The 18,399-nt window shown below is 70.7% G+C and carries 11 protein-coding genes, 2 tRNA genes, 1 pseudogene and 1 riboswitch; of the genes and pseudogenes, 9 read left to right on the plus strand and 5 right to left on the minus strand.

The window, feature by feature from the left end; all coding sequences use genetic code 11:
• The 3 genes and pseudogenes from ABT115_RS25440 to ABT115_RS25450 form a co-directional block, all read left to right on the plus strand.
• Nucleotides 1–332 (plus strand): annotated as a pseudogene (locus ABT115_RS25440) (DEAD/DEAH box helicase); the annotation flags it as partial.
• Between the two features lie 172 nt (nucleotides 333–504).
• On the plus strand, nucleotides 505–2,058 hold the full coding sequence (locus ABT115_RS25445; RefSeq protein WP_351794094.1) for an amino acid permease: 1,554 nt from the start codon (nucleotides 505–507) through the stop codon (nucleotides 2,056–2,058).
• Between the two features lie 91 nt (nucleotides 2,059–2,149).
• Nucleotides 2,150–2,222: transfer RNA gene (locus ABT115_RS25450), tRNA-Lys, on the plus strand.
• A gap of 57 nt (nucleotides 2,223–2,279) precedes the next feature.
• On the opposite strand, the gene ABT115_RS25455 is transcribed toward ABT115_RS25450, so the two are convergent.
• Complete coding sequence (locus ABT115_RS25455) at nucleotides 2,280–3,668, minus strand: FAD-binding oxidoreductase (RefSeq protein WP_351794097.1); 1,389 nt, start codon at nucleotides 3,666–3,668, stop codon at nucleotides 2,280–2,282.
• A 440-nt stretch (nucleotides 3,669–4,108) separates the two neighbouring features.
• Here ABT115_RS25455 and ABT115_RS25460 point away from each other — a divergent pair, with 440 nt between their 5' ends.
• From ABT115_RS25460 to ABT115_RS25480, 5 genes are all read left to right on the plus strand, one after another.
• Nucleotides 4,109–4,330 (plus strand): NfeD C-terminal domain-containing protein, encoded by a 222-nt coding sequence (locus ABT115_RS25460; protein WP_351794100.1) that lies wholly within the window; start codon nucleotides 4,109–4,111, stop codon nucleotides 4,328–4,330.
• 54 nt (nucleotides 4,331–4,384) lie between these two features.
• Nucleotides 4,385–5,584, plus strand: a complete 1,200-nt coding sequence (locus ABT115_RS25465) for an SPFH domain-containing protein (RefSeq protein WP_351794103.1) — start codon at nucleotides 4,385–4,387, stop codon at nucleotides 5,582–5,584.
• Between the two features lie 167 nt (nucleotides 5,585–5,751).
• Nucleotides 5,752–5,825: transfer RNA gene (locus ABT115_RS25470), tRNA-Met, on the plus strand.
• A gap of 274 nt (nucleotides 5,826–6,099) precedes the next feature.
• Entirely contained in the window at nucleotides 6,100–7,203 is a 1,104-nt protein-coding gene (locus tag ABT115_RS25475; RefSeq protein ID WP_351794124.1) for a PP2C family protein-serine/threonine phosphatase, read from the plus strand.
• A 335-nt stretch (nucleotides 7,204–7,538) separates the two neighbouring features.
• A riboswitch (cyclic di-AMP (ydaO/yuaA leader) is annotated at nucleotides 7,539–7,690 on the plus strand.
• Between the two features lie 11 nt (nucleotides 7,691–7,701).
• On the plus strand, nucleotides 7,702–8,895 hold the full coding sequence (locus ABT115_RS25480) for a M23 family metallopeptidase (RefSeq protein ID WP_351794106.1): 1,194 nt from the start codon (nucleotides 7,702–7,704) through the stop codon (nucleotides 8,893–8,895).
• 179 nt (nucleotides 8,896–9,074) lie between these two features.
• Here the strand turns inward: ABT115_RS25480 and ABT115_RS25485 are convergent, their stop codons facing one another.
• The 4 genes from ABT115_RS25485 to ABT115_RS25500 form a co-directional block, all read right to left on the minus strand.
• Nucleotides 9,075–10,631: a PrsW family intramembrane metalloprotease gene (locus ABT115_RS25485; protein WP_351794127.1), complete on the minus strand. Its 1,557-nt coding sequence runs from the start codon at nucleotides 10,629–10,631 to the stop codon at nucleotides 9,075–9,077.
• Between the two features lie 96 nt (nucleotides 10,632–10,727).
• Nucleotides 10,728–11,645 (minus strand): tRNA (guanosine(46)-N7)-methyltransferase TrmB, encoded by a 918-nt coding sequence (gene trmB / locus ABT115_RS25490; protein ID WP_351794109.1) that lies wholly within the window; start codon nucleotides 11,643–11,645, stop codon nucleotides 10,728–10,730.
• Nucleotides 11,638–12,894 carry an L-2-hydroxyglutarate dehydrogenase gene (gene lhgD, locus ABT115_RS25495; RefSeq protein ID WP_351794112.1) on the minus strand — a complete coding sequence of 419 codons (1,257 nt, stop codon included), beginning with the start codon at nucleotides 12,892–12,894 and terminating at the stop codon, nucleotides 11,638–11,640. The genes trmB and lhgD overlap by 8 nt, the downstream gene beginning before the upstream one ends.
• A gap of 208 nt (nucleotides 12,895–13,102) precedes the next feature.
• Nucleotides 13,103–14,815 carry an NsdA family TPR-like regulatory protein gene (locus tag ABT115_RS25500; protein WP_351794115.1) on the minus strand — a complete coding sequence of 571 codons (1,713 nt, stop codon included), beginning with the start codon at nucleotides 14,813–14,815 and terminating at the stop codon, nucleotides 13,103–13,105.
• A gap of 1,222 nt (nucleotides 14,816–16,037) precedes the next feature.
• Here ABT115_RS25500 and ABT115_RS25505 point away from each other — a divergent pair.
• Nucleotides 16,038–18,149, plus strand: a complete 2,112-nt coding sequence (locus ABT115_RS25505; RefSeq protein WP_351794118.1) for an asparagine synthase-related protein — start codon at nucleotides 16,038–16,040, stop codon at nucleotides 18,147–18,149.
• Nucleotides 18,150–18,399: the final 250 nt, after the last annotated feature.

Raw genomic sequence — 18,399 nt, forward strand, 5'->3', positions numbered from 1 at the left:
GCCGTGACCGTCGTGACGACCGTCCGTCGGGCGGCTTCCGCTCCAACGACCGTCGTGACGACCGTGGCGGCCGTTCCTTCGACCGCCGTGGCGACGACCGCCCGTCGTTCAACCGCGACCGTCGCGACGACCGCCCCTCGGGCGGCTTCCGCTCCGGTGGCAGCGACCGGCCGTTCAATCGTGACCGTCGTGACGACCGTCCGTCGGGCGGCTTCCGCTCCGGTGGCAGCGACCGTCCGACCGGCCGCCGCGACGACCACCGTGGCACTGGCACCAACACCGGTTCCTTCGGCCGCCGCGACGACAAGCCGCGTTGGAAGCGCAACGGCTGAACGCGGTGAGCAGGACCTGCTGAAGGTCCGCTGAAGGTCTGTTGAGAGCCCACGGAAAGCGGGCCCGCTCGTTACGAGTGGGCCCGCTTTTCTTTCTCGTCGGCAGCGGTGACACCCAGTCGTAACCATGACGGCCGCATGCGTGCACCGGGGCGAGGGCATCGCTGGGGACATGACAACAGACACCGGCGAGGACAGGCCACCTGCGGGCGTTTCCGACGAGGAGCGTCTCGCGCAGCTCGGGTACACGCAGACGCTGGCCCGGCGTATGTCGGCGTTCTCCAACTACGCCGTTTCGTTCACGATCATCTCGGTGCTCTCCGGCTGTCTCACGCTCTACCTCTTCGGCATGAACACCGGTGGCCCCGTCGTCATCACCTGGGGCTGGGTCGGTGTCGGCCTGATGACGCTGTTCGTCGGCCTGGCGATGGCCGAGATCTGTTCGGCGTACCCGACCTCCGCCGGCCTCTACTTCTGGGCCCACCGCCTGGCCCCGCCGCGCTCGGCCGCGGCCTGGGCCTGGTTCACGGGCTGGTTCAACGTCCTCGGCCAGGTCGCTGTGACGGCCGGGATCGACTTCGGGGCGGCGTCCTTCCTGGGCGCGTATCTGAACCTCCAGTTCGGCTTCGAGGTCACTCCCACCCGTACGATCCTGCTCTTCGCCGCGATCCTGCTGCTGCACGGCCTGCTCAACACTTTCGGCGTACGGATCGTCGCGATCCTGAACAGCGTGAGCGTCTGGTGGCACGTCATCGGCGTCGCAGTCATCGTCGGCGCCCTGACCTTCGTACCGGACTCGCATCAGTCGGCGTCGTTCGTCTTCACCGAGTTCGTGAACAACACCGGTTGGGGCAGCGGCTTCTACGTCGTCATGCTCGGCCTGCTGATGGCCCAGTACACCTTCACCGGCTACGACGCCTCAGCCCATATGACGGAGGAGACCCACGACGCGGCCATGGCGGGCCCGCGCGGCATTGTCCGGTCGATCTGGACCTCATGGATCGCCGGCTTCGTACTCCTCCTCGGCTTCACGTTCGCCATCCAGTCGTACGACGGGGCGCTGAACTCCCCGACCGGCGCCCCGCCCGCCCAGATCCTCCTGGACGCCCTCGGAGCCACCACCGGAAAGCTCCTGCTGTTGATCGTGATCGGCGCCCAGCTGTTCTGCGGCATGGCATCCGTGACCGCCAACAGCCGTATGATCTACGCCTTTTCCCGGGACGGGGCGCTGCCCTTCTCCCGCGTCTGGCACACGGTCGGCCCACGCACCCGCACCCCCGTCGCCGCGGTCTGGCTCGCCGCCCTCGGCGCCCTGGCCCTGGGCCTCCCGTACCTGATCAACGTCACGGCGTACGCCGCGGTGACCTCGATCGCTGTGATCGGCCTGTACATCGCCTATGTCATCCCCACCCTGCTCCGCCTGCTCCGGGGTGACGACTTCACCCCGGGCCCCTGGCACCTGGGCCGCTGGTCCCGCCCGATCGGTGTCGTCGCGGTCACCTGGGTCGTGATCATCACGGTGCTCTTCATGCTGCCGCAGGTCTCGCCGGTCAACCAGGAGACGTTCAACTACGCCCCTGTCGCGGTCCTGGTGGTCCTCGGCTTCGCCGCGACGTGGTGGCTGGCCTCGGCACGCCACTGGTTCCTCAACCCGAATCACAAACGCACGACCACTCCCGACGAACCTCGCGGAAGCTCCGCTGACACTCCACTGAAGCCACTCTGACGTGTCCTGATCACGTCGCGACGGGACCCAGTATCCGATACCCGATCGGCGGCCGGGTTCCGGCGGGCTATGCTCAGGGGTGATTCGCCGAGGGCCGTTAGCTCAATTGGCAGAGCAGCGGACTTTTAATCCGTTGGTTGTGGGTTCGAGTCCCACACGGCCTACACCTCAGCCCCAGGTCAGAGCACATCTGACCTGGGGCTGTTCTCGTGGCAGCTGGATCAGGCCGCCGGCTCGATGTTCTGGTTGGCACGGAAGAGGTTGTGCGGGTCGTAGGTGCGCTTGATGGCCGCGAGCCGGTCGTAGTGGCCGCGGTAGGTGGCGCGTACCCGGTCCGGGGTCTCGCCCGCGCCGATGAAGTTCACGTACGTACCGCCCATGGACTGCGGGTGCAGCTCCTCCCAGTAGTCGACACACCACTGCCTGAGCCTCTCGGCGTTGCCCGGGTCCGGGTCGATGCCCGCGATGATTCCGGACCAGACGGCGTCCCGGTAGGCCCAGGCGGTGTCGTCGGGGCCCGGCTGGTGGGCGGCGCCGTCGACCGGGTACAGGTGCATCGTCGACAGGTCGGTGGGGAGGTTCTCGGTGTACTTGGCGTGGACGGCGATGGCGTCGTCGGTGATCCGGTCGAAGAAGTTGCCGCGCCAGTACCACTGCAGGCCGGCGGGGAGCAGCTCGTCGAACATGGACTGCAGGGTGGTGTAGGGCATCGGCGTCGTGAAGTGGAAGGCGGGCGGGCCGGGGTCGTTCACGGGTTTCAGGGTGGCTTCGAGGAGGCCGGGGTCGCCGGTCCAGCACCACACGACACCGCACACCTTCTGACCGTGGATCTCCTCCGGGAACGGGGGGCCGGGCGGCACGGTCAGCGCGGCGAAGAAGCCGCTCAGGTTCTCGGTGGCGTTCGGCAGGAATTCGCGGTACCAGCGGAGTATGTCGGGGGCCCGGTCGACCGGCCAGAGGGTGATGGCGAAGCCCACGGTGTCCACGGGGTGCATCCGGAAGGTGAAGGAAGTGACGATGCCGAAGTTCCCGCCCCCGCCGCGCAGCGCCCAGAACAGGTCGGGGTGGGTGGTGCCGCTCGCGGTCACCGAAGTGCCGTCCGCCAGGACCACGTCCGCGGCCAGCAGGTTGTCGGCCGTCAGTCCGTATCTGCGGGTGAGGTGGCCATGGCCGCCGCCCAGGGTGAGGCCGCCGACGCCGGTGGTCGACTGGATTCCGGCGGGGGTGGCCAGTTGGAAGGCGTGCGCGGCGTGGTCGAGGTCGCTCAGCGTGGCGCCGCCACCGACCGTGGCCGTTCGCGCGGTGGGGTCGATGTGCGCCCAGCGCATGGGTGACAGATCGATGGTGACGCCGTCGTCCACCAGACACAGGCCGGCACCGCTGTGTCCGCCGCCGCGGACCGCGAGTGCGAGCCCCTCGTCCCGGACGAAATCGACCGCGGCCATGACATCCGCCGCGTCGCTGCACCGCACCACGGCCGACGGGCGTTTGTCGATCATGGCGTTGTAGATCGTGCGGGCGGTTCGGTACTCCGGGTCCTGCGGACCGATGACGGGACCGCGCAGTGCGCTCCGCATCGAGTCCAGGGTTTCGAGCGTGCTGCCGTTCATGGACCGCCATCTCCCTGCTCGCCGAGAGAGGGACCGCATCCCGCCCGGCCTCCCCTGCTGTCGGGCCGTCGGCGTGGGCAGATGTACGCCGGTGCTGCGGCACTCCGAGAACCGCGGGCGGAATCGGCCACCATGGGCTGATGTCTCAAGCCTCCCCGCGGTCCGGGAGCCGTGCCAGTTCGCCGGACCTCGGGGAGGGAGACATACGCGTCGCGGCTGCGGGAGAGCGCCAGGACGAGGGCCGGTGCCGGAGGCTCAGCGACAGTCGTTCGAGGCCGCCCTCCGGGGCGATCCTCGGTGGCGGTTGCGGAGTACCGTGGAAATGTCGAGGGAGGTTCGGGCCTCCAGGAGGCGGGGTCGCCCCGTGTTCATGAAGAGGCATGAGAAGCGGCGTGAGCGGCGATGTGAGCAGGCGCGCGCAGGGACGCTCGCGAGGGCGCATGCACACGGCAGATGAGTCCGCCCGAAGCCCGGTCGGGGCGATAGGCCGTGTCACCGTGCCGATTCCGCCCAATGGTCCGGGCGAAGTGCTGGTGGCCGTAAGAGGTGGGTCGGAGGCCTACACCGCATGGTCGGCCACGTCGATCGAGAGGGATGTACGTGTCGTTGTCGTCGACTCGGTCTCGGCGCGCGGAGTGATCGTGGAACGCCTGCCGTCCTGAGACGAAGCAACGACATACCCGTGCCGGGCAGTCACGTACGGCAGGAGTCTTCCGATGTTCTTCTGGCACGTTCCCGCCCCCAACGAGGCGATGCTCATATCCGGTTCCAAGGGGCAGACGCTGGACACCCAGTTCCGGATCGTCACCGGACACGGCAGTTTCGTACTCCCGGTGAAGCAGAAGGCGCGCATGCTCTCCCTGGCGCTGCGCGAGGCGGAGCTCACCGAGGACTGCGTGACGCAGCAGGGCATCCGCCTCAACGTCCGGGCCGTCGCCGTCTTCAAGGTCGGCGACGACGCCGTGTCCATCGCCAACGCGGCGCGCCGCTTCCTGACCGAGCAGGAGCAGATGGAGGATCTCGTCGGCCGGATCTTCGCAGGCCACCTGCGTTCCATCGTCGGCGGACTGACAGTGGAGCAGATCATCCGCGAGCGCAACCGGGTCTCCCAGGAGGTCATCGCGGGCAGCCACGGCGAGATGGAGAAGCTCGGCATCGTGGTGGACGCCCTCCAGATCCAGGAGATCGACGACGCCACTGGCTACATCAAGAACCTCGCCGCCCCGCACGCCGCCGCGGTCGCCAGTCAGGCCCGGATCGCCGAGGCCAAGGCCGACCAGGAAGCCAGCCAGCGCGAGCAGCAGGCCGCCGCGCTCAAGGCGGAGTACGAACGCGACACCGCGATCAAGCGGGCCGGTTTCCTCGCGGAGACCGAGCAGTACAACGCCCGGGCCGCGCAGGCCGGGCCACTTGCGCAGGCCAGGGCCTCGCAGGAGGTCATCGAGGAGCAGACGGCGCTGGCCGAGCGGCAGGCCGGACTCGCGGCGCAACGGCTCGAAGCGGAGGTCAGGCGTCCGGCGGATGCCGAGGCGTACCGTCAGCGCACCCTCGCGGAAGCGGCCCGTGACCGGGCGAAGTTCGAGGCCGACGGCGGCGCGTACACCGAGCGGGCCCTTGCCCAGGCGCAGGCCGACGCCAACACCGTGCGCGCCGCCTCGCTGCGCGACGGCAATCAGGAGCTCATCGCGGCCAACCGCATCGTGGAGAATCTGCCCGCCCTGGCCGACGCCGCCGCCCGCAGTATGTCGGGGGCCGATCTCACCGTTCTCAACGGCACCAACGGAGTCAACGAGATGGCGGCCGGCGTGGTCGGCCAGGGGCTGGCGATCCTCCACTCGCTGCAGCGCGGCGCGAACCCGATGAAGCCCCCGGCGGTCAAAGGGAAGGCCACCCCCCACATCTCCGATACGAACTGAGGGGTGCGGGGGCCGGGTGACTTGCGTACGCCTTTGGCCACGCCGGGCGCACGTACTGAAAGCCGGGCGCACGTAGTGAAAGCCGGGCGCACGTACCGAAAGCGGCGGTCATGATTCGCCGAGTGGTCATGAGCGCTCTGGACATGCCGTAGAGTTGTGTTCACCGACGCGGGGTGGAGCAGCTCGGTAGCTCGCTGGGCTCATAACCCAGAGGTCGCAGGTTCAAATCCTGTCCCCGCTACTGAAGAATCAGTCCCGGCACGCACGCAGCGTGCCGGGACTGATTTATTTTTGTTGTGTCCGGGGCGTGGGGCGGTCGGCCCAGGTTGGTGTGAGCTGTACCGCGCACGTACCCCCATTGGCTGATGAGGAGTCGCCGCTGCGCTGCGCTCCGGTGAGCCTGGGGGTGGGGCGCGGTACCGTCCGCAGCCGCGCGCGTACCGGGCAGGAGACCACAGGTGTGGAAGCGGCTGAAGCGGCGCGGCAGACATGCCGGGGGCGGCGACGCCCGTGCCATGCGGTTCGTCCGCATGCTGCCCGCCCTGATGATCCTCGGCGGGCTGGTGTTCGATGTCCTCACCCCGCCGATCTTCACCGCCATTCCGCTGTTTGTGGCGGCGCCGTTGATCGCCGCGCCGTTCTTCTCGCTGACCAGCACCATCTGTACCGGCATTGCCGCGATGGTGGCCGTCACCGTGGTGCGGCTGTCCAGCAACACATTGCCGCCGGCCGTGCCCTTGACCGAGCTGCTCACCCTGGCCACCGTCTCGGCCCTCGCAGTCCTGATCAACACGGTCGTACGGCGCGGCGGTGAGCAGCTGGCCTCCGCGCGGGTCATTGCGGAGACCGCCATGCGGGCGGTGCTGCCGAAGCCGTCCGACCGGATCGGCGGGCTGCATGTGGCGGCGCGGTACGAGGCGGCGCAGGCGGACGAGTACGTCGGCGGCGACCTGTTCGCCGTGATGGACACCCCACAGGGGGTGCGGCTGGTGGTCGGGGACGTACGGGGAAAAGGGATCGGCGCCGTGGAGTCGGTGGCGGTGCTCATCGGGGCGTTCCGGGAGGCGGCCGAGCAGGAGCGTTCGCTGGAAGGCGTGGCGCAGCGGCTGGAGCGGGCGCTGGCGCGGGAGGGGGCTCGGGGCGGGCTGGACGCGGTGGAGGGCTTCACCACCGCCGTGCTGGCCGAGATCCCGTCCGGGGTGTCCCGGGTGCGGATCGTCAACCGCGGTCACCCCGAGCCGATCCTGCTGCATGCGGACGGGGCGCTGGAGGTGCTGGGGCCCTCGGTACCCGCACTGCCGCTCGGGATGGAGCTGGGGGCGTGGCCCGACCGGGCGGACGAATGGGATCTGCCGGCGGGGGCGACCCTGCTTCTCTATACCGACGGTCTCTCTGAGGCGCGGAACGCCGATGGGGTCTTCTACGATCCGGCGGCCCGGCTGCGCGGTCAGATCTTTCCTGGGCCGGAGGAGCTGCTGTCCGCGCTGACCGATGATGTACGGCTGCACACGGGCGGCGAGACGACCGACGACATGGCGCTGCTCGCGGTCGTACGTCCCGCGGAGGGGCAGCTGGACCGGCGCAGGACCGTGAGGATTGTGTCCCTGGAAGAGGCGTGAGGGGTGCGGCAGGTGCGTCGTGCGGGCTGGCTGACTTGTGCGGGTCGGGTGCTTCGCGTGGCCCCAGTGCTTCGCGTGGCCCGGGACGCGGCCTTGGGTGCGGGACGCCACCGTGCGTAACTGAAAGGCGCCGCTCCGCATAACGTTTGACGCAACGTCAGGAACCGGGTAATGGCTGAGGGGCGATCAAGTCATCCTATTGCACCCGGTTGTGTCCCGTAAAGTCCTGGCCAAAGACCTGAGCGATCAGTGGGAACAGCTTGGAATCAGGCCCGTGTGTCTATTAACGTTCGATAACGCAGCGCGGTCGTCCCAGCCGTCGTCAGTGGCGGCACCGTGCGCGAGCGCCGAATTCCGCAAGGGAACCGGGGAACCATCTACATGGGGTGAATCGGACACCTGTGTCTCGTGAGAGGCGTAGGGGCCGTAGGAGACCTTCCTGCTCCGAACCCGTCAGCTAACCCGGTAGGCGAGAAGGAAGGAAAGGAGTGCGCCCCCGTGGCGTCCAACAAGCCTGCCCCCGAAGCCCCCTCTCGGTTCAACCCCGAGTTCAGCTCCGGCTTCGGCGCTGACTTCGGATCCGGTTTCGGCTCCGACCACGGAACCACCGGGACGGGAACGGCGTTCGGCGCCGGTTACGGCACCGAGCCGGGCGGCGACTTCGCCGGTGAGACCGGCAGCGAATTCCGCGTCGACGGCAACGGCCGGCCCGGCGGAAGCTGGGACGAGTGGAACCCCACCGAGGAGTCCGTCCGCCCCGTACGCGGCAAGCACCGCGTCGCCAAGCAGCGCAACGGACTTGCCCGTAGCTCCACGGTGCTCGGGGTCGGCGTCATCGCGGCAGTCGGCGCGGGCGGCATGGCCACCGCGCAGAGCAAGCCGCCGGTCTCCATCTCCCTTCCCGACTCCATCTCGGACAGCCTCCCCGACGCCAAGTCCCTTGCCGGCGTGGGCTCCCTGTTCTCCGGTGAGTCCGAGGCCGACAAGTCCGAGGCCGTCGCCGCTACCGCCCCGCTCACCACCGCCGGCCTCACCACCGCCGAGGCCGAGCAGGGCGCGACGGATGCGGGCGAGGCACTCCGCGCCCGCATCCTCCAGCAGGCCGAGCAGCAGCATGACGCCGCCGCCGCCGAAGCCATGGCGGCCCAGGAGAAGGCGGCCGCGGAGAAGGCCGCCGCGGAGGCCAAGAAGCAGCAGGACGCGGCCGAGGCCAAGGCCGCCGCCGAGAAGAAGAAGGCGGAGGAGGAGGCCAAGGCGAAGGCCGAGGCGCTGCGGCTCGCCAAGCTCGCCGCCAGCTATGCCCTCCCGACCTCCTCGTACACGGTCACCTCGACCTACGGCCAAGCCGGCTCGATGTGGTCCTCCGGCCACCACACCGGACTTGACTTCGCGGCGCCGACCGGCACCCCGATCAAGGCCGTACACGGCGGCACCATCAAGTCCGCAGGCTGGTCCGGCTCGTACGGCTACCGCACGGTGCTGGAGCTCGAGGACGGTACGGAGGTGTGGTACTGCCACCAGTCCTCGATCAGCGTCAGTGTCGGCCAGAAGGTCACCACCGGTGACACCATTGGCCGGGTCGGCGCGACCGGCAATGTCACGGGCCCGCACCTCCACCTGGAGGTCCACACCCCCGACGGCGCGGGCATCGACCCGATGGCCTGGCTGCGCGACAAGGGCCTCAACCCTTGATCCACCGGGCGGCCTACTCCCGGCCCTCGTGATCCGAGCCGGTTCACCGGCCGTTGAACCCCGGCAGCCCTGACGCTCACCCCCGACGTCAGGGCTGCCGGCCTGTCGGAATGGCGGACGCCGCCTGACGAGGACGGCCGGGCCGTCCACGGATCGCGGCCGGCTGCTCGCGAACGCCCCTACTGCGGTGGCGACGTTCGGTGCGGGGTCAGGTACGGGTTGTAGCCGTAGCCGCCGTACTGCGTGTGTTGCGGGAACGGGTGCGCGAACGCGGCCGTCGGCAGGGGGTGGGGGCGCAGGCGTCCCGTAGCCTGCGCCGCGTACGTCAGGGCGGGAGCGGCCACGCCCCTGCGCTGCCAGAGGTGGTGCAGCAGCTCCAGCTCGCGCTCGGCGAAGTCCGGGCCCGCCGCCCCGCGGCGCGCCTGTCGGCGCAGCGAGGCCAGTGACGTCGCGAACGATTCGTACTCGGCGACGGTGCGGGCGGCAGCCCTTCCGCGGGCCTTGGCCTGCGCTTTGGCATGAGCCCTGACCTGGGCCGACGGCCTGGACCCGGGCGACACGTGCCCCGGTCCGAATCCTGGCGCGTGCCCTGGCCCGAATCCTGGCGCGTACGCCGTTCCGTACGGGCTTCCCCAGGCTGCGGCGACGTGTTGTCGGCGTGCCGCCTCGCGTGCCATGCCGCGGGCCCGCATCGAGGAGAGGGCGAGCGGTTCGGCGGGGGTCAGCCAGCCGGCCGCAGCATAGGCAGGCAGCTCGGCGGAGAGCGCACGCAGCTCCCGCTGGCGCGACCAGATCGCCAGCCAGGTCACCAGGCCGAAGACCGGGACCATGAACACCCAGTACACGGCATAGAAGCCGTACGGGCCGAATGACGCCGACCCGTTCCACAGGGCGTGCATGCCCATGGCGAGGACGAGACCCAGCAGCGGCAGCACGATACGGCGGATCCGGCGGCGCCGCGCACTGACCGCGGCCAGTCCGAAACCTATTCCGGTCAGCACCGTGAAGAGCGGATGCGCGAACGGCGACATCACCGCCCGTACGAAGAACGTCGCGGCGGTCACCGAGACTACGCCCGAGGCGCCTATCTGCTGGTCCTCACCGAAGGCGGTGCCCAGGTAGAGGATGTTCTCGGTGAAGGCGAAGCCGCTCGCGGTGAAGCCGGCGATGACGACGCCGTCTACGATCCCGTTGAACTCCCGCCTTCGGAACAGGAAGATCAGCAGGACGGCCGCGGCCTTGGCGCTCTCCTCGATGACCGGCGCTATGACCGTGGCGCCGAGGGTGTTGGCGCCCGACGGGTCGGCGGTGGCCGCGGCTATCCAGCGAGTCGCGAACGAATTCGCGATGATCGCGATCAGGGCGGCCGCGAACGCACCCCAGGCGAAGGAGAACAGCAGATTCCGCCACGGCGCAGGTTCGACCCGGTCCAGCCAGCGGAACGCCGCCATCAGGAGCGGGACGGGCAGCACGGCGAGACCCAGGCCTACGAGAAAGCCCTCGGTGCCTGTCTGATCGCGGACCAGCGCCAGGATCGCCAGGCCGCATAGCGCGAGCACCGTGAACACAGCCGCGATGCGGAACGTCCTGCTGCGCCACACCATGCCGACGCGGCGCGGCCGGTACCGCCAGTGCCTGCGCTCCGGCACGGCAGCCAGGATCTCGCCGACCCGCTGCTCCTCGAGGAGCGGGACGGCCGGTTGCGACTGCCGCTGCTGGACAGACCCGTCGGACACCATCCGATGACCCTAACGAGCAGCACTGACAGCTCGCCATGGGGCGACGGGTCCGCCAAGTCTCTTCCGAGGCCGTTATTGCCTCCGGGCGGACCGTCAGCGGCGGGCGAAGAGCAGGTCGTGCACGACATGGCCCTTGTCGAGGCCCTGCCGCTCGAACCGGGTCAGTGGCCGGAACGCCGGCCGCGGCGCGTAGCCGTCCGCCTGGGTGTTCTCGAAGAGGGGGTGCGCGGTCAGCACCTCCAGCATCTGTTCGGCGTACGGCTCCCAGTCGGTCGCACAGTGGATCACAGCCCCCGGCTTCAGCCGCTGCGCCACCAGATCGAGGAACTCCGGCTGTATCAGCCGCCGCTTGTGATGGCGCTTCTTGGGCCACGGGTCGGGGAAGTACACCCGCAGCCCGTCCAACGAGTCCGGCTTCAGCATCTCGCGCAGCAGGATGATCGCGTCACCGTTGGCGACCCGGATGTTGGACAAGCCGTTCCGGTCCGCCAGACCGAGCAGATTGCCCTGGCCCGGGGTGTGCACATCGACGGCGAGAATGCCCGTGCCCGGGTCGTCGGCCGCCATGTGCGCTGTGGCCTCACCCATTCCGAAACCGATCTCCAGCACGGCTGGAAGCCCGTTGAACAGCGCGGGCAGGTCGAGGACGCGCTGCCCGTCGATGTCCAGGCCCCACTTCGGCCAGAGCCGCAGCAGGGCGTCCTCCTGGCCGGGCGTGACGCGGCTGCGGCGCGGCTGGAAGCTGCGGATCCGGCGTTCGTGGTGCGATCCGGCCGGATCGATCGCGGGTCCGCCGGGGAAGCGCGGTTCCTGGCGCAGCCTGCGCTGCCGCTCGAAGGAGGCGGCGCGCAGATCGTCCGGAATCCCGGCAGCGGCGGAGGCGGGGGCGGGGGCCGAGGAGGCGGTGGACGTCTCGGTTGCGGCGTTGCTCTTCCCGGCCGCGGCATCGCCGGACGCAGGGGCGGAAGGATTCGCGGAGGGAACTGCGGAGAGGTTCGAGGACTCAGACACAATGCCCCGATTCTACGGCGGGCGGCTTCCACTCCGTCCCCCGCGCCCGGAGCAGCGCCCTGCGTGCCACCTCCCGCCCGATGGGCAGGGAGGCCGTCGCGGCGGGCGACGGAGCGTTCAGTACGTGCACGGTGTGCGGGGCCTCGCGGATCAGGAAGTCGTCCACCAGGGTGCCGTCCCGCAGTACGGCCTGGGCCCTGACGCCGGCCGGGGCCGGACGCAGATCGGACTCCGTGACCTCGGGCAACAGCCGTTGCACGGCTGTCGTGAACGCCCGCTTCGACAGCGAACGGTGCATCTCGCCCGCCCCGTACCGCCAGTGTCTGCGCGCGATCTGCCAGGTGCCGGGCCAGGTCAGGGTGTTCGCCAGCTCACGGGGGCGTACGACAGGCCAGCCGTACCCCTCGCGGGCCAGCGCCGGCACCGCGTTCGGCCCGACGTGGACGCTGCCGTCGTGGCCCCGGGTCAGATGCACGCCGAGGAACGGGAACGCCGGATCGGGCACCGGATAGACCAGGCCGCGTACCAGCTCCGGCCGCGCCAGCTCGTAGTACTCCCCCCGGAAGGGAACGATCCGCACCCCCGGATCGTCGCCCGCGAGCCGCGCCACCCGGTCGCAGTGCAGGCCCGCGCAGTTGACCAGCACCCGGGCCCGTACCACCGGACCGTCCGCCGTACGCACCGCCACACCCCAGGGGCGCCGGTCGATCGCGGTGACTTCCGCCCCGTAACGGATCACTCCGCCCGCCCCGCTCACCTCGGCGGCGAACCGCGCCGCGACCGCCCCGAAATCGCACACCCCGGTCGTCCCGACGCGGATCGCGGCGAGCCCTTGCACCTGCGGCTCGTACTCCGCGATCTGGGCGGGCCCCAGCTCGCGCACCGGCAGCCCGTGCTGCCGGCCGCGCTGGACCAGTGCATGCAGCCGGGGCAGCTCGGACCGTTCGGTCGCGACGATCAGCTTGCTGGTCACCGCGTGCGCGATGCCGTGCTCGGCGCAGAAGTCGACCATTTCGGTGGCGCCGCGCACTGCGTAACGGGCCTTGAGCGAGCCGGGGCGGTAGTAGATGCCGCTGTGGATCACTCCGCTGTTGCGCCCGGTCTGGTGACGGGCGGGGCCCCACTCCTTCTCCAGCACCGTCACCCGGGCGCCCGGAGCGGTGCGCGTGATCGCATAAGCAGTCGACAGGCCGACGATCCCGCCGCCGATCACCAGCACATCGCAGTCGTACGCCGCGTGCGTCACCATTACGCCACCTCCCACCCCGATAGTGCACTGACCCACTGACAACGCACTCAAACCAGTGAAGCCCAGCGTGGCGCCGAATCCCTACGACCTCACCCACGATTGGCAGCCAGCCGACTGCCACCGCAATGCCGTCCGGACACTGTTTGTATGCCGCAAGGACGTCGTGTCGACGCTGTGAGGAGATACGTGGGCTTGCGCCGCGGTCCGGCTACGCGGGCGCCACCAGCAGCGGCCGGGCCCTTTCACGCAGCTCGGCGACGCGCGGCTCGTGCCCGTACGGTTCGAGCCGGTGCAGCAGATCCCGCACATACTCCGTGGTCCGCGCCGAGGAGATGCGGCCCGCCACCTCCACCGCCCGAGTGCCCGCCGCGCAGGCCGCGTCCAGATTCCCCGACTCCAGCTCGGCCACAGCCGACACCACCAGCCGCAGCCCGTGCGAGCGGACGAATTCCTCGGTGGGTCTGGACAGGGCCTGCTCGGTGAAGCGCCGCACCTGACGGGGCGCCTTCAGATCGAGGTGGCACTCCGCGGCGTCGGCCGCGAACCTGTCGTACGAGTAGAAGCCCAGCCAGGACGGGTCGGCATCGCCGTCCCTGGAACGCTCCAGCCAGCCTTCGGCGGCCTTCAGCGCTGCCCCCGCGGCCGGTGCGTCACTCGCCTTCGCGTGAGCGCGTGCCTCCACCAGGCGGAAGAAGCTCATGGTGCGGGCAGTGGCGAGCCCCCGGTTGCGTTCGACGGCGGCCTGCGCGAGGTCGACCCCCTCGTCGGCGAAGCCGCGGTAGGTCGCCTGCAGCGACATCGAGGCGAGCACATAGCCGCCGAGAGGCACGTCGGCCGCGGCCCGCGCGAGTCGCAGTGCCTGGATGTAGTAGCGCTGTGCGGCCTCCTGCTGGCCGGTGTCGAAAGCCATCCACCCGGCAAGTCTGGTCAGTTCGGCCGCTGCGCCGAAGAGCGCCCGGCCCACCTCGTCACTGTACGAACCGAGCAGCAGGGGCGCGGCGTCCACGCGTAAGCACTCGGGAACCATGGAGGAACGCCAGTCCCCGCCGCCGTACTTGGAGTCCCAGCGGCGGGCGTCCTGGGCCGCCTCGCGCAGCTTGGAGACATCGCTGTGGCCGACCCGCAGCGGGGAGATGTCGGCCGTGATCGTGGTCGCGCCGGTGGGCGTGGGCGTGGACGCGGTCTCCGGGCCCGGCTGGGCGGGGATGGACGGTGTCCGCCGTGTCTGCGGAGCTCCCGGAGTTCCCAGCGTCGCCCGAGCCACCTGCGCATTCAGCGCTGCCTGCGTTCTGGGTGCCGGCTGTGCACCGAGCGCCGACTGTGCCCCCAGTGGTCCCTGAGCGGCCAGGACCCCCGCCGCGCCCGGCACCCTCTGTGCCGCTGCACCGGGGTGTGCGCCCCTTGTGCCGTGGGTTCCGAGGATGGCTGCCTCGGCGGCTGTCGAGTCACGTGCCACCGACGGGTCGGCAGGGGATATCAGCCAGCGGGACGCGGGCGTCGCGTACGCACTCACCGAGAACGAACCCGCCAGCGACTGCCAGATTCCGCCGCTGCCCGCCCGTCGCCCGGCCAGATCCAGCCGGTACAGCTCGGTCGCCGAACGGACGGCCTCGGCCACATCGCGCGGGAAGGCCAGCCCGACCTCCGGCGCCGGATCGGCGTCCGCGAGCCCGATCTCGTGCAGCGGGACCGGCCGGCCGAGTTTGGCGCCGATCGCCGCCGCGATGAGATGGGGCGCGGCGCCCTGCGGCACCATGCCCTTGGCGACCCACCGGGCCACCGAGGTCTTGTCGTACCGGAGTGTCAGACCGCGCTGCGCCCCGAGGTCGTTGACCCGCCGGGCGAGCCCGGCGTTGCTGATTCCCGCGAGGGCGAGAACGGTTCCGAGCTTCTCGTTCGGTCCGCGTTGCTCCCTGGACATCCGCCACCCCTCGACACACAGACGGCAGCCGCGTCACCGTTGCGGCGCGCGGCATTCGTACCGTGTCCTCCCCAGGGACGAACCCCGGCACTCCGGCCGCAGACGCTTATGGCCGAGCCCCGAGGAATATGCCTCCTGCCGAGAACCTCAGTAAACCCAGCGTAGTTCGCCGCATCCCTACCGTTAAGGGGCAGACGTCCGTATGGCGGGATTGTTGTCCGTGTGGACGCGAGCGGCTTCGTGGCGCCGCTGCGGGCGCCGCGGCGGTGCCGCTTTGGATGCCGCGCACAGCGGCCCGGCCCCCCGGCCCCCGGCCCCGGCCGGGGGCCGGGCCCGACGCCCCGTTCGTGCGCTCCCGGAGGCACCGTTCGCACGTGGTGGCGACACCGCCCGCCGAGTCCCGTACGTGCTCCCGGCGTGTGGCCGTGCGCCCGGCCGTGCGCTCTCGTACGGCCGATTCGGAAGCGCTTCCATGGTTGCTGCGTGGGTCGGCCCACTGCATTGGACTCAGTGGGCTGGGGGACACTGCCGCCTCATTCCCCGCAGGCGGCGGACCGGTCCGGGAGGTGAACGGACGCCTCCCGGGCTGTGCATCGACACCGGTACGGGGCCGGGTGCGGGGACGGTGCCGGGGCCGCCCGCCGTGCAGGTGGCGATCTCCTGCGGCCGACGGAGGATGCCAAGAGGGATAGGAAGAGCCAGGGAATGAAGTGGGGTGAAAAGGGACTTCTGATGCGTCGAGTTCCCTGTCGCCGGGTTGCAGCGTGCTCTGAGAATGGCTGAATGTCATCGGTCGACTGAGGGCAGGTCAACCGATTTGCGCACATCCCGTCGACCGTTCGGAACCATCCCTCACCTGTCCGTGGGTGCTTCGGGGTGTGGCCGGATTCCGGCCGGTAGATCTCGCTCTCGTACGGGGAACTCAACGTGCCCAATCCGTAAGCCTGTTGGCGCATGAGTCGCCTCGCGCGGGCCGCGCTTCGGTCGGCCCTCGGGGAACCCGCCGTCGGTTGCCGCCCGACACGCGTCCGTCCGCACCCGGCTGCCGTCCGTCCCATCCCGGTCTTTGCCAGGGGCGCATGCGCTTCCGACGTGCGCTGTCCGTAGCCCCTCCTGCGCGCCTTTGTCGTGGCAGCATATTCGCAACGGCGCCACGCGTTACCGGCAGTTCTCCCGATACTTTCCAGCTGCGCCGTTTCGTCCACAGCCTGTGGAGGCGGCGATGCGTTGGTTGGCGGGGTGGAGCAGTATCGCCGCGAGCTTCGGCACGGCCGGTGCCGTGGGTGCTGCCGAGGACGGGCGCACGATGCACCCCGTCGGGTCGCAGCTCCTGTGGGGCGACCCCGATCCGCTCTGGGCCGTCGGCGACTGGCGCCCCGACGAGATCCGTATCAGCGCGGTCGAAACCATCGAAGGCGCCCCCACCGCCCGAATGGCCGTACTCGGCTGCTGCAGTGCCACCGACGAACAGATGCGCGCCGGCCTCCTCGCCGCCCGCGGCGGAGCCCTGCGCCATCTCACCTCCTGGCCCGGCAGCTACACGACCGTCGTCCAGGTCGGCCGCCGGATCACCGTCATCGGGGATCTCGCCGGAGCCCGCCCGGTGTTCTACACACCGTGGGCCGGCGGTACGGCGTACGCCACCGCCGCACTCCCGCTCGCCGACCTCATCGAAGCCCAGCTGGACATCGGTCACCTGGCCGCCCTGCTCGCCTGCCCCGAAACGCCGGAGGCGCTACGCGACGGCACCCCGTACGCGGGAGTGAAGCGCATTCCGCCCGGGCACGCGCTCATCCTCCGCGAGGGGTCACGCGAGATCACCGGGTACGAGGCGGTGGCCTCCCTCGCCGTCGCCGCGCCCCAACTCGACCCGGTCAGCGCCGTCGAAGGGGTGCGCGACGCGCTGGTCGAAGCCGTACGCGCCAGGCTCACCGCCCCGCGCCACGCCCCCGAAACCCTGCCGCCCGACCCCGGACCGATCCCCGGTATGGGGCCCGCCGAACGACGCGCCGCTCGCGGCGCACCCGTACCGGGCATCGGCGCCGACCTCTCCGGAGGCAGCGCCTCCGCCACCCTCGCCCTGCTCGCCGCCGGACTGCCGGGCCTGCCCGGAACCATCCTCGGCCACGGCACAGGAGCGGGGGAGCGGCTGCTTGCCGTCACCTTCAACGACCTCACCACACGCGGACACGAGGACGAACTCGAACGGGCCCGCGTCATCGCCGCCAACCCCCGCCTGCACCATGTCGTCGTCGCCGCCGGGAAAGAGGCACTGCCCTACGCCGACCTGGGCGGCGGCCCGCTCACCGATGAACCCGCCCCGTTCCTCGTCAGCGCCGAGCGGCACCGCCGCCGCCTCGCCTCCGGCAGCGCCGACCACTTCGTCGGCGGCGGAGCCCGGCAGGTGCTCGACGCCCACCCGGCCCGCCTCGCCGACCTGCTGATGGACCGGCGCCGACGCCATCTGCTGCGCCCGGTCGCCGCACTCGCCAAGGCCGAGGGCCAGACTGCGCACTCCCTCTTCGTCCCACTGACCGTCTACCGCGCGGCCCGCCGCCTGTCCCGCACGTCGTACCGCACCGGTCTGGAAACGGCAGCCGACCGGCTGCCGGACGCCAACCGCCACCCCTCCGATCTCGACACCCCCGCCGAAGCCTCGCTCGCCGCCCTCGCCTGGTCGCGGCCGGGGCCCGCCGCCCGCTGGCTGACGGGGGAGGCGCTCGCCGAAGTTTCGGTTCGTCTGCAGGAGGCGGCGATCCGCCCCACCTCCGTCCAGCGCCCGGGCGAGGCCCGCGCCCGGGCCGCCCTCGCCCGGTACGCCGCCGACCACCGGATTCTGGAACAGGCCGCGGAAAACCGCAGCCAGCGGCTGCACGCCCCGTTCCTCGACAATCAGGTCGTACGCGCCGCCCGTGCGCTGCCCGAATCGCTCCGGGTCCAGCCGGGCGCCCGCGCCGCGGTCCTGCGCCGGGTACTCGCGGGCGCGGGCATCCACGAACTGCCGCCAGGCTGGGGCACCCCCTCCCTCGCCACCTCGAACACGACCGCCCGCACCGGACTGCGCGCCGCCCTTCCCGATCTGATCGCTCTCTTCGACGCACCACTGCTCGCCGACGCAGGCCTGGTCGAGGCGCGCGTCGTGCGGAAGGCCCTGCGCGCGGCCTCGGAGGGCGAACCGCTCCCGCTGGACGGCCTGGCGCACCTGGCGTCCACGGAACTCTGGCTCCGCCGCCTCGTCTCGCGGCGGGGCACCTGCTGGACCGGCACAGCGGCCCCCCGCCAGCGTGCGGTTGCGGGCGGAGTCGTCCCGGCGAGGCGGACGCTGCAGCCGTAGTGCGTAGTAGCCGTGGTCGGTGGACGCCTGCATCCGGCCGCCCCGCGGGACGGAACGGCCGGTCGCGGGCCCTGATCCTGAGTGTCACCGAGGCGCGAGATGAGAACGGCAGTGTGCTGCCCTTGGGCGGTACGCGGCTGAGCGTCCCCTTCGCTAGTGCCGCGGCAGGCAACGTTTGCCCGTCAAGGAGCGGCGTCCGGTGCGTGCTCTCGGCGTGCCGGGCGTCGCGACGGGGCGAACGTTGCCTGCC

It is taken from the genome of Streptomyces sp. NPDC001832 (genome assembly GCF_040297265.1).
Taxonomy (GTDB): Bacteria; Actinomycetota; Actinomycetes; order Streptomycetales; family Streptomycetaceae; genus Streptomyces.